An 11,739-nucleotide genomic window follows, 5' to 3' on the forward strand; every position below is an offset into this window, starting at 1 on the left:
TTAGTCCACATAATCATTCTCCTAAAATTTGATATCAGCTTTTGCTGACTTAGGTATAGATTAGCGTGTTCAAACAACTTAAACCTCAGTGATACACCCGAAAAGACTCAGGATTTTCCTGATCAATCACTTATAGGAGTGCGCATGGTGACAAATTCTTCCGCAGCCGTTGGGTGAATGCCAATCGTCGCATCAAAATCCGTTTTGGTGGCACCGCATTTAATCGCGATGGCTATGCCCTGCATAATTTCCCCTGCCGAGTCTCCCACCATGTGTGCCCCTAAAACTTTATCAGTATTACCGTCGACCAGCAATTTCATTAAAGTACGTTCCTGCGAGCCACCCAGGGTATGTTTCATCGCACGAAAGTTTGAGCGAAATTTCAATACATTTGAATATTCCTTACGTGCCTGTTCTTCCGTCATACCGACAGTACCGATATTGGGCTGACAAAACACTGTGGTGGCAATATTGCTGTAATCCACTTTACAAGGTTGCTTATCAAACAGATAGCCAGCCAGTGCCATCCCCTCGGCTAACGCCACAGGTGTCAGTTCAATACCACCTGTTACATCGCCCAAGGCGTAAATACTGGGCTCGGACGTCTGAAAGGTTGTATTCACATCGATATGTCCGCTTTTACCAAGCTTAATATCAACATTTTCGAGTCCTAACCCATCCAGGTGTGGTTTTCTGCCGGTGGCAAATAACACAGCATCAACCGTTAAATGATGACCATCCGACATGGTTAAATATAAACTGTCATCTTTTTGTTTCTTAATTGATTTCACTTCGGTATTAAAGTGAATATGCACACCATTTTGTTGAATCTGCTCTGCAGCAAATTCAGCCGTCTCTTTATCAAAACCGTTCAGTAATCCGCCACCACGGACAATTTGTGTGACTTGGGACCCTAAGCCATGAAAGATACCTGCAAACTCCACGGCAATATACCCCCCGCCCACAACCGCCAGACGTTTAGGGAATTCTGCCAAATCAAATATTCCATTGGAATCTACAGCATGGGTTTTACCGGGAATATCCGGGATAAATGGCCAGCCGCCGGTGGCAATCAAAATTCGTTCTGTGGTGAATTGTTTACCATTTACTTCCACCGTATGAGCATCGATGATTTTGCCTCTGCCATCGATAATCTCGACGCCGGCACGATCCAGAATGCCTTCATAGACACCATTTAAACGACTGATTTCATCCGTTTTGTTATCACGCAATGTTGCCCAGTCAAAAGCCGGTTTACTGACTTTCCAACCAAAGCCTTTGGCATCGTTAAAATGGGCAGAATATTCAGAAGCATAAACATAGAGTTTTTTAGGTACACACCCAACGTTTACGCAGGTGCCGCCCAGATAACGATCTTCGCATACTGCGACTTTTGCACCATATGATGCCGCCATACGGCTGGCTCGAACGCCACCTGAACCGGCACCAATAACAAATAAATCGTAATCGTATTGCATCTAAAAAACTCCTGTGCGCCACTGAACTTTACAAAAAAATACCGGACCTGAATGGCCACAGGTCCGGTGTATTATGGCTAATGCAGCATTATTATTTGTTCAAATAATCCAGCATGGTATCGACGCCGCTTACTTCAAATGGATCATCAGGGCAGTTGTCCATCTGACCTGGCTCAGCAAAAAGTTTTTTCACTTCACCATCAACCACATGCATTGAATAACGCCATGAACGCTCACCAAAACCCAGATTTTCTTTTTTCACCAGCATGTTCATGCCACGCGTAAATTCACCATTACCATCTGGCAGCAATTTAACTTTATTCACTTCCTGACGCTTGCCCCATTGGAACATAGTGAAAGCATCATTAACGGACAGGCAATAAACTTCATCAATGCCTTTTGCCTTAAGCTCATCATAGTGTTCTTCGTAACCTGGCAAGTGAGTACTTGAACAGGTCGGGGTAAACGCACCAGGCAGAGCAAAGACGATGACGCTTTTACCTTTGAAAATTTCATCAGTCGTGACATCCTGCCAACGGAAAGGGTTGTCGCCCCCGATGCTTTCATCTCTTACACGGGTTTTAAAAACGACATTAGGTACTCGTTGAGTCATGTTGTTAATCTCCTTTTTTGGGGGTGTTGTATCCTGAACATTTATTCAGTTGCGAGCAGTGTAGCGGAACACTTACGATTAATAAAACAAGTTATTCCGGTTTTTTTAATCGGGAAAAACGATTAATCCTGCGACTGACTATTGATATCAATCGCCATATTCAGTTGTTGTCCACTACGCTTGTTTCTATACATTGCTTCGTCAGCCAGCGTGTAAAGTTGTTGTAAATCGTAATCGCTTAATGCTTTCGTGGTCGTGATACCAAAGCTGTAATGTAAGCGAATATCACTATGGATGGACTGGTTGTAGGAGTCTACCGTGTTGGAAAGCCGCTGCAGAATGGCGGTTTGATCAGTATCGTTCTGATTGACCATCAACACGACAAATTCATCTCCCCCAATACGACCGATTAAATCTGAATCACGAAAGGTATTGTTTAGTAACGTTGAAAATTGCAGTAAGGCATTATCGCCAGCTTGATGACTATGACTATCATTGATTTGTTTGAAGTTATCCAGATCAAAATAGATCAGCGACGCTTCACAGCCCTGGTTTCGGCACATTTGTAGAATATGATTGGCCCGAAATTCAAAACCTCTTCTATTGAGCAAACCCGTTAAATGATCTTCACAAAGCAGCTGATTGGTGGCGATTTCTTCTTCTACCATCAACGCGAGTTCACCTAATAATCGTGAATCCCGTTCACTGATATATCGTGGTTTATGATCAATCAGACATAACGCCCCCAATCTTTCGCCACCGGGTGCCCGGATCGGAAAACCGGCATAAAACCTTATAAAAGGAGCATTCAATACCAAAGGATTATCATTAAAACGAACATCAATGGTTGCATCATTCACAATAAAGCTTTTTTCCTGCTCGATCGTATAGTTGCAAAAAGCCTGTTCTCGAGGAGTTTCAGAGGCATCTAAACCAAATTTTGATTTAAACCACTGTCTTTCTTCATCCAGTAAGGTAATCAGCGCGATCGGTACATCGAACATGCGTTTTGCTAAACGGGTAATTCGATCAAATCGCTGTTCAGCAGGGGTGTCCATAATTTTCAATGATTCAAGCGCTTTTAGCCGCTGGTGTTCCAGTGCCAGTTTGCGCTGTTGCAGCCACTGGTTAACCTGATCGGCGGGGACCGGTCTGCCAATAAAAAATCCCTGGGCTTTATCACAACCTTGCTGTTGCAGGAACTGTAACGTGGCATAGTCTTCAATGCCTTCAGCGATTACTTTCATATCCAGACTGTGGGCCAGTTCGATAATCGCCTGAATGACAAGTCTTGATTCTCGTGACTGTTGTGCCGTCATCACAAACGATTTATCGACTTTTACTTCAGAGAACGGCATTCGTACCAGTTGCAACATCGACGAAAAACCCGTTCCAAAGTCATCAATGGAAAGTTGAAATCCTTTCATTCTTAAACGGGTCAGAATATCCAGAGAGGCAACGGGATCATCCATTGCACCGGTCTCTGTGAGCTCAAGCATAATGGTGTGCAGTTTTACTTCATGAGCGTCACATAATGCTTCAATCTGATTAAACAGCGTCAGGTTACGAAGTGATAATGCAGAAATATTCATCGAGCAAAGAAGTTTATGAGACTGAGGTGTCACCGGGTTTACTCGTTGTTGCTGGCAAAACTGCCTAAACCAGGGTAATGCTTGTTCGAAAACCAGTATGGTTAAATCATCAATCAGATTGTTCTGCTCGGCAATGGCTATAAACACATCCGGAGCAATAAATCCATATTCCGCATGATTCCAGCGAGCCAGCGCCTCAAAACCCATTAAGTCACCACTGGTGCAGTCCACTTTGGGTTGATACGCCAAGGTAATTTCCCGGTTGGTAATTGCTTGAGCCACATCTGCGGCTGTAATCGCGGGGACACTGGCAGATGATTGCAGATGATGGCCATCAAGCAAATCGGTAGGATTAAGTGATGGCAAATCAATCATTTCACGGAAAGCTTTTGGATTAAAGGGTTTTGGTAAAATCCCGACAATGTTTAATCCATGAGCCGCCGCTGACCGGGCGGCGGCCTGTAACACCTGATGGCCAACCCCGCTGGTAATAATGATTTTTGCAGTAACCAGTTGCTCTCCCAGAGCCCCCAGAACTTCTACCCCATCCATATCGGGCATGATCAGGTCTAGCGCAATATGGGTAGGCTGCCACTCATTGAGTAAACTGAAAAAACTTATTGCATTAGTGGTCACTTTCACTGACATACCGGCGTATTCGGCAACATTACGGATGGTCTCTCCGGTCAGTTCGTCGTCATCCAGTATCAACAGTTTATGATCCGACATTTATTAATCTCTCAGGTTTTGTAGGTCAGCATTTGTGCAACTCTGTTCAAAAGTGCTGCACGATGATATGGCTTATTTAAAATTGGAATACTGCCATTTTGTTTTTCTTCGTCAGTCAATACTTTCTCCGTGTAACCCGAGGTATATAGCACGGGAAGTGTTTGTCGAAGCTGTTTTGCCTGTTTTGCCAGTTCATGTCCGCTTATACCGCCGGGCATAAGCATGTCAGTGAACAGTAAATCAATTTGCTGTGCCGACGCAAGCCAGTTTAAAGCCTGATGGCCATCGGCTGCTGCAAGCACCTGATAACCTGCATCCCGCAGCTGTGAAATAGCATAATGTCTGACCAGATCATTGTCTTCTACAACCAAAATGGTTTGTGTGGAATGATGTACTGTTGTCGGAGAATCAATCTGCTGCAAAACGGGTGCTGGCGACACCATTTCATTATGAGGAAGAAACAACTGGAATCGTGTTCCCCGACCGGGCTCAGACTGTACCTGGATATGACCGCCAGACTGTTTGATGAAACCAAATACCATGCTTAATCCCAGACCACTGCCTTTTCCTGCGGGCTTTGTGGTGAAAAAAGGTTCAAATACCTTGTCCAGCAAATCCTGAGAAATACCTTCGCCATTATCCATGACATCAATTTTGACGTATTCACCTGCCTCAAGTTCGTTTGGTGAGGTTTGTTGATGGTTGAGCAGGGTAAATCGTTCAGTGCTGATCATTAGTTTGCCACCCTCAGGCATGGCATCCCGAGCATTAATGGTCAGATTTAATAAACTGCTCTCCAGTTGAACGGGATCAATCATAACTGGCCAGATATCGCTATTAAGGTTCAGATCCAATTCGTATTTTTGGCCTAAAGAGCTTCGTAATAAAGCCTCAATATTACGTATCAACATGTTGATATTAACTGCTTCTGGGGATAATGGCTGGCGTCTGGCAAAAGCCAGTAGATTACTGGTTAAGCGCGCACCTCGATCGGCGGCACTGCTGATAAGTTTTGCCAGAGGCTGCAAAGCGGGTTTATCGGTCAGCTCATCGATCAATATCTCGGTATTCCCGGTAATAACGGTCAATAAGTTATTAAAATCATGGGCAATCCCCCCGGTTAACTGCCCAATGGCTTCCATCCGCTGTGCCAATTGTAATTGTTTCTGTAAATGCCTTTCTTCAGTAATATCGCGCTCAACTGAAACCCAGTGGGTATACCAGCCAGCAGTCAGGCCAATGGGAACACTGTTCAGCTCCAGCACGATTTCACGACCACTTTTATGGTACTGGGTTAATTGAGCGCGAAATGGCTGCCAGGTACTGTAAGCCGCTTTTATTTTTTGAAGTTCTTTTTTTTCGGTTTTTGGGCCATGCAAAATTTTCAGGCTTTTGCCGATAACTTCCTGACGGCTGTAACCGGTTATCCGTTCAAATGCATTGTTCACAAAAACGATATTTGCCATTTCTTGGGCAAAACGTGAGGCTTCAGTAATAATCACCACATCGTTAAGTTGTGATACCGCACTTCTTAATAACTTTAGTTCTTCAGCTTCCCGACGTTGTCGAGTAATATCGCGCAGATATACAGTAAGACCTTTTGTTGAAGGGTAAATCCTGATATCCAGCCATAACTGTTTTGCTTCGTACAGATGTTCAAAGGACATCACCTGTTGCTGCAAGAGTGCCAATGACAATTTTTTTACCAGCGAACCGCCTGGGTCAATATCAGTATTTTCGATACCTTTGTGATCCAGCAATTGTGAATGGGGAATATTAAATAAAGCCACCGCCTGATTATTCACATAGTTAAACTGCAAATCAGTACTTAAGGTGAAAAAGGCATCGGTGATACTGTCCAGCGTGTTCTGCAGTTGCTGTGATAGGGCTTCACTCTGTTGTTGCAATAGTTTGGTTTGATGGATATTGATACTCGATCCGTACCATTTTGTGATTTTTCCCTGTTCATTGCGAATCGCACTGGCTTGAGCCAGAAACCACATATATTCATCATCAAACCGCCGCAATCGAAACTCATCAGAATAGGCAATACCTGTTCTCATTGATTGAGACCATCGTTCACGCGCTGCTGTCTGATCATCCGGGTGCACCAGTTCAAACCAGTTGTTGAGAATATAGGATTCTGGTTTGCCAAAAAATTCAATGGCAAAACGGGAAACTGAGTCAAGCATCCCTTCCGCTGTCACCGTCCACATAAACTGGAGCGTTGTTTCAGCCATATAGTGAGAACGCCGCTGTTCTTCGATAAGATTGGCTTCTACCAGTTTACGATCATGCACATCCTGGATGACACCCTGCACCTGAAAAGGTAAATGCTGGTCTGGATAGGCCATTATTCGGAGCCGTCCAGGGTCGTTCTTAAGGGCGAGTGAGAATTCACCATCAAGCGGATGTTTAGAGTTCAGCGTGGCATTTATCGCCTGATTCAACGCTGCTTGTTGATTATCTTTAAACAGGGAAACAAATTGCTTCTGTGAAAGCTGGCAGGGGTATTTTTGATTTAACAGAATGGCTGCTTCTGCGCTTAGTTGGATAAGTCCCGTTTTATCCAGCTGCCAATAACCCAGTTTCGCGATGTCTGCAGCAAGTTTGAGTTGTTGTTGATTTTTAGTCTGTTGTTGGTGTGAACGAATGGTATAGCGACTAAGTAGAAAAATCGCCATTAATGCCAATGATGCCAACGTCCGGTTTGCGACAAACTGAGTTTGTAAAATGGTCTGCTGACCCTCCGGCATGATCACTATGCCCCACCAGACGAATAGTAAACTGAGCAAAAACGTTATGCTTAATCGGCGGAGACTGCCGCCAGCATTAGCCAGCATAAGGATGGGGGCATATAGAATACCGTGCGCAAAACCCGGGGCCGTGAAACGATCCGCAAATAACACCAGAATCAACAAAAGAAAAAGCAGTCCATCAAATATCGAACTGTTTAAAAAACGGCTAAGATTCTGACTCATAAAATAGATGACTCCAGTCATCCAGCGCTGGGTGATGAAAAAGCAATTAATCTACGAATATACGTTAATAACGTTCAACGTCACATGTTTTATGGTCTGTTTATTATTCATCACTACCACTGGAGTGAGCTGAAAAAGCATAAATTAAGGTAACGATGAGTAAAGTTTGTGAGATACATCCAAGTACTTCAACCCTATTGGGCTAACGCTCAAAAACACTCCAGACGTTTTTGTAGTTATTCTAAACAAGCCAAAAGCAAAGCAGAAAGTCTTATGGAAAGATTTTTTCTTCTGTAACAATTCTATCCATCGGCACATCATGTGGCTGAGCTTCAATGCTGTCGAGCAACATCCATTGGAAACCAATACCAATACTGAACGGTTTTACAGGTTTGGCAAGAGTACGATCATAAAAGCCACCCCCATTACCTAAGCGATGTAAATCAGTATCAAATCCAACCAATGGAATGATCAGTACGTCTGGCTCCACGATGGCGGTATTTTGAGGCACCGGAATGTCCCAGACTTCAGCCTGCATAATGGATTCCGGACGCCATTGCCGAAATTCTAAAGCCTCTTTAGTGCCAATAATCTTTGGCAAGGCGGCTTGCCACCCTTGCTCGATAAGACCACAAATGAAATCCCGGCAATCTATTTCACCGCGAACCGGCCAGTAAAAGCCAATTGTGCCCTTGGGCAAGGGGTCAATAATTGTCTGTAAGTTATCAAATAAAGCTACCTGATGAATCAGGCGAAGATCATTGGCAATGTCTAAACGCTGTTGCGTTAACCGATAGCGTTGTTTATTGCGCCATTCTTGCCAGGTAGTCATGCAGATTCCGGTATTTCCAACAATTCCTGCAGTCTGTCCTTATTGAATACCACATCGGCGAGTGTGTAATCGTCCAGTACGTTCAGGAAGGCGGCCTGAGCTTTATGAAGAGCATTTCTCAAAATGCAGGCAGGTTGAATCGGACAAGCGATTTCATCACCGAAACAGGGAAGTAATTGCAGGTTTTCAGTTTTCCGTACCAGTTTTCCTATACCGATATCATTGATTGGTAAAGCCAGTTTCAAGCCACCCCCACGACCTCGATGGCTCACAATATAACCATGCTGAACCAGCGTTTGAGCGACTTTTGCAAGGTGATTGGATGAAATGCCGAATCGTGTCGCCGCATCCTGAATAGTTGCAGCTTGCTTACCATGATGTATTGCAAGATAGACCAGTAATCGAAGCGCATAATCGGTATGCGTTGTAAGTTGCATTATTCGTTGACTCCTAAAAGGTGGACCAATACTATGTGTTTTTAAATAGGTATGTAAAATGCCTGTTTAGCTAATAGGAGTTTGGCAATGAAGCCTGAAACTTTCGATATTATTCGTCAAACCGTGCCTTTACTGGAGCAGCATGGCGAACAATTAGCAGACTGTTTTTACAAAAATATGTTCCGTAATAATCCGGAAGTAAACGTTTTTTTCAATCCAGCACATCAACAATCAGGTGCCCAGCAACACGCTTTGGCTACCACCATCTGTGCGTATGCCCGGCACATTGATAACCCCAGCGAATTGCGACAAGCGTTCGAGGTTATTTTTCATAAACATGTTTCTCTGGGGATAAAACCTGAGCATTACCCCATCGTAGGAAATAATTTGTTATTAACGCTGCGTGAAGTTCTCGGCGAAGCGGCACCTGCTAAGGTGATTGAGAGCTGGACAGAGGCTTATGGTGTGTTAGCCGGTATTTTTATCGACAGAGAAGATGATTTATATCAGCAACAGCAGAGCAAACATGGCTGGAATGGATTTAAGGCTTTCACCCTGATTCGACGTCACTCAGAAAGCAGCAACATTACTTCTTTCTATCTGCGACCGACTGATAATAAGCCGTTAAAGGCTTATCTGCCGGGGCAATATATTACGCTGAAAGTTCAACTGGCCGACGGTAGCCAGACGATGCGGAATTATAGTTTGTCTTCTGCTCCGAGAGAAGATTACTTTCGAATCAGCGTCAAAAAACATGCTGGTGAGTTACCAGATCATCCTGGCGGGGTAGTCTCAAACAGACTGCATGATAACGTGCAGGTAGGTGAACAACTGCTGCTGGCACCCCCTATTGGAAATTTCATATTAAGGCTGCCCGAAGCGGTCAATAGGCCATTGGTGTTTATTGCTGGTGGAGTGGGAATAACGCCTTTACTTGCAATGCTGCACTCTGGCTTAGCCCATGAACCAGAGCGCTCATTTACTTTGATTCAATTAGCCAGAAACAATAACGTTCTTCCATTTTATGAAGAACTCTCAGTGCTAGCGCATACCTATCCAAATTTCCAATGGCACATTCGTTTAAGCCAATCTACCGGCTTTCAATCCCAGTATTTGATCGACAGTGAAGGCTATATAGACAAAGCGTTGCTGGAGCGCTTAGTACCAGAGCCTGAAGCGAATTATTACCTGTGCGGTCCTGCCGCAATGATACAAACCACAATGACCATATTAAAAGAGCGTGGCGTTGATAGTTCATCAATAGCTGCAGAATTTTTCGGGCCTTCCCAATCCTTAACAGACTGAAACCCTGATATTTATTCAGTAGGTATCCGCTTTAATGGTAATGAAGCCTCTAAGCGGGATTATTAATCCAACATAGAACATGACCAAGCAATGAAGCTATCCGACAGGCTGCAAAGATGGCAGCACCGTTTATTACAAACTCACCCAAAACTTAAAGAAAAACTAAATGCCAGTTTAGGAGCATTTACGGCAATTTGGCTGCTGATGACCCTCATCAGTCAATTACAAATGACAATGGAAATGGAGTTGCTGGTGCTTGCATCAATGGGCGCCTCTACATTCTTATTATTTGTAGTGCCGCATAGTCCAATGGCTCAACCCTGGCCGTTAATGGCAGGTCATTTGATTGCTGCTGTAATGGGGGTGAGTTGTAACTATTGGATAGCTGAGCCGGTGTTGGCCACTGCCACAGCGGTGGGCTTGTCGGTGTTTTTAATGCATTTTCTGCATGCCCTTCATCCGCCCGCTGCCGCTACAGCCATGATTGCGGTTATCGGCATACCGGAGCACAGCAGCATTGCATGGTTTTTTGTTTATGCTGTTGTCACCATTAACGCTGGCAGCCTGCTTATTTTGTCTTTACTGATTAATAATCTGTTGCCAGGCCGTCATTATCCGCACCGTGATAACCATCATAAACACCATGATCAATTCATAAAGCAGAAAGATAAGACAACGCTATTAAATGAAGAGGATTTTCACTGGGCGCTTTCCCAAATGGAGGCCGTTATTGATGTCTCAGAAACAGACCTAGTTGATTTATATGAGTTTGCTTCAGAGCACGCAGAGAAAAGACATTTAAAACAGAAAATGAATAATTAATTTTATTCAGTTTGATTTAAGTTTGGTTTTGTAAAGTGGGCACACCTTAATCGGAAAGGAGTACCAAAAATGAAAAACTTAAATAAACTTACTTTAGTTACATTCCTTGCGTCAGCGTTCACATTCTCTGCAGCGAACGTTATGGCAGATGATGATATGGCTACTATGCAGATGCAAGCGGAAAAATTCGGTTTAATAAGTGCTGACGAAGCTAAAAATATCGCACTGAAAGAAAAGTCTGGCGTGGTTACTGATATTGAGTTAGATGATATTGATAACGGCGGTGGTTGGGAATACGAAGTCGAAGTTGTTCAGGAAGATGGTACTGAATGGGATATTGATGTTCATGCCAAAACCGGTGAGCTCCGTAAAGTAGACCGTGACTAATAGGGTTTTATCCTAGCGTAAAAAGCAGCGGCTCGCCTTTGGCGGGCCGTTTTTTTGTAAAAGCTAAAAATTAATTTTAAGCATTCAGTTTGATTTAATTTTTATTGAATACCATTGATTAATATAAATTAAAAAGAGGAAAAAAATGAAAAAATTCATACTGATTACGTTAGCTGGCTCTGCTTTAAACTTTCCAGTTTTAGCAGACGATATAAATGAGATGAATGCAAAAAGTGAACAGTTAGGTTTGATTGGTGTTGATGAAGCAAAATCAATTGCGTTAGAAGCCAAACCAGGCATCATTGATGATATTGATTTGGATAATCGCTCTTTTGTTGGAGGCTGGGACTATGAAATTGAAGTGCTAGGTAAAGATGGCAAGGAATGGGGTGTTTATATCAATGCAGAAACCGGTGAGGTCAGAAAAGTCAGTCGAGATTGGGACTTGTTCTAAAGGATTTTTAGGGCTTTTTGATCTTTGATCTCCGCCTCTGTTGTGAGCTGAAAAAGCGCCACTTATGTCCACGGATGGACTGTATGCCGGCGCGCCAGGGAGGTGCGCG

The 11,739-nt window shown here is 43.6% G+C and carries 10 protein-coding genes; 4 read left to right on the forward strand and 6 right to left on the reverse strand.

Annotated features, from left to right (window positions below):
• Positions 1-122: 122 nt before the first annotated feature.
• The 6 genes from gorA to B3M51_RS05900 all read right to left on the reverse strand — a co-directional run bounded on the left by gorA (position 123) and on the right by B3M51_RS05900 (position 8,662).
• Positions 123-1,478, reverse strand: coding sequence for a glutathione-disulfide reductase (gene gorA / locus B3M51_RS05875; RefSeq protein WP_292483193.1), 1,356 nt, complete (start codon positions 1,476-1,478; stop codon positions 123-125).
• A gap of 91 nt (positions 1,479-1,569) precedes the next feature.
• The gene (locus B3M51_RS05880) at positions 1,570-2,091 is read right to left on the reverse strand and encodes a peroxiredoxin (protein WP_292483195.1); all 522 of its coding nucleotides are present in this window, start codon (positions 2,089-2,091) and stop codon (positions 1,570-1,572) included.
• 122 nt (positions 2,092-2,213) lie between these two features.
• Positions 2,214-4,412 carry an EAL domain-containing protein gene (locus B3M51_RS05885; RefSeq protein ID WP_292757536.1) on the reverse strand — a complete coding sequence of 733 codons (2,199 nt, stop codon included), beginning with the start codon at positions 4,410-4,412 and terminating at the stop codon, positions 2,214-2,216.
• Positions 4,413-4,423: 11 nt separating this feature from the next.
• Positions 4,424-7,393, reverse strand: coding sequence for a hybrid sensor histidine kinase/response regulator (locus B3M51_RS05890; RefSeq protein WP_292483200.1), 2,970 nt, complete (start codon positions 7,391-7,393; stop codon positions 4,424-4,426).
• Positions 7,394-7,664: 271 nt separating this feature from the next.
• Positions 7,665-8,225: a 5-formyltetrahydrofolate cyclo-ligase gene (locus B3M51_RS05895; protein WP_292483202.1), complete on the reverse strand. Its 561-nt coding sequence runs from the start codon at positions 8,223-8,225 to the stop codon at positions 7,665-7,667.
• On the reverse strand, positions 8,222-8,662 hold the full coding sequence (locus B3M51_RS05900) for an RrF2 family transcriptional regulator (protein ID WP_292354334.1): 441 nt from the start codon (positions 8,660-8,662) through the stop codon (positions 8,222-8,224). Before B3M51_RS05900 ends, B3M51_RS05895 begins: the two co-directional genes overlap by 4 nt.
• An 87-nt stretch (positions 8,663-8,749) precedes the next feature.
• On the opposite strand from B3M51_RS05900, the gene hmpA reads away from it, so the two are divergent.
• The 4 genes from hmpA to B3M51_RS05920 all read left to right on the forward strand — a co-directional run bounded on the left by hmpA (position 8,750) and on the right by B3M51_RS05920 (position 11,630).
• A complete protein-coding gene (hmpA, locus tag B3M51_RS05905) occupies positions 8,750-9,967 on the forward strand; it encodes an NO-inducible flavohemoprotein (protein ID WP_292483204.1) in 1,218 nt (405 codons plus the stop codon).
• A 90-nt stretch (positions 9,968-10,057) separates the two neighbouring features.
• Positions 10,058-10,789: an HPP family protein gene (locus B3M51_RS05910; RefSeq protein WP_292757539.1), complete on the forward strand. Its 732-nt coding sequence runs from the start codon at positions 10,058-10,060 to the stop codon at positions 10,787-10,789.
• A gap of 69 nt (positions 10,790-10,858) precedes the next feature.
• Positions 10,859-11,176, forward strand: a complete 318-nt coding sequence (locus B3M51_RS05915; RefSeq protein WP_292483207.1) for a PepSY domain-containing protein — start codon at positions 10,859-10,861, stop codon at positions 11,174-11,176.
• A gap of 145 nt (positions 11,177-11,321) precedes the next feature.
• Positions 11,322-11,630, forward strand: coding sequence for a PepSY domain-containing protein (locus B3M51_RS05920; protein ID WP_292483210.1), 309 nt, complete (start codon positions 11,322-11,324; stop codon positions 11,628-11,630).
• Positions 11,631-11,739: the final 109 nt, after the last annotated feature.

It is taken from the genome of Methylophaga sp. UBA2689 (assembly GCA_002354555.1).
Classification (GTDB): Bacteria; Pseudomonadota; Gammaproteobacteria; order Nitrosococcales; family Methylophagaceae; genus Methylophaga.